The sequence below is a fragment of the Streptomyces lancefieldiae genome (assembly GCF_031845825.1).
Classification (GTDB): Bacteria; Actinomycetota; Actinomycetes; order Streptomycetales; family Streptomycetaceae; genus Streptomyces; species Streptomyces lancefieldiae.
Genome location: NZ_JAVRFH010000402.1, coordinates 1 through 399, shown reverse-complemented (window position 1 = coordinate 399; position 399 = coordinate 1). Strand labels below are relative to the sequence as shown.

Genomic DNA, 399 nt, shown 5'->3' with positions numbered 1-399 from the left:
AAAAGGAACAGAGTATTTATTAAATTCTGATTTGTTTGCACAAGCCAAATTAGATATAAAGCCAGCACTAAAAACATTAGAGCCATACAAAGTTCAAGCATTAGTTCTTGAAGATTTAAAATACAATGGCAAAAGTAAAATGTCTGAAATTCAAAATCGTTTAAATGAAATACAAACAAATGATTTGAGAAAAGCAGTTTATAAGTTGGTCGAATTAAGTGATTTAGTGACTTTTGGAGCAAACAGAAATAGGACTTATGAAATATCCAAAAAAAAATAAATACATCTATTTTTAAAAAACAAATAATATAACTATTTGATTTTAAGTGTATTATTTATTTTTTGTAAAAAATAAAACAACTATATAGCAGAAATAAATATAAGTATCAACTTCAACAT

The 399-nt window shown here is 23.8% G+C and carries 1 protein-coding gene; it reads left to right on the top strand.

Translation table 11 applies throughout. The features are described 5' to 3' along the window. Window positions 1-280 (top strand): hypothetical protein (locus tag RM812_RS42715; protein WP_311586502.1); only part of this gene is annotated, 280 nt, incomplete at its 5' end. Window positions 281-399 lie beyond the last annotated feature (119 nt).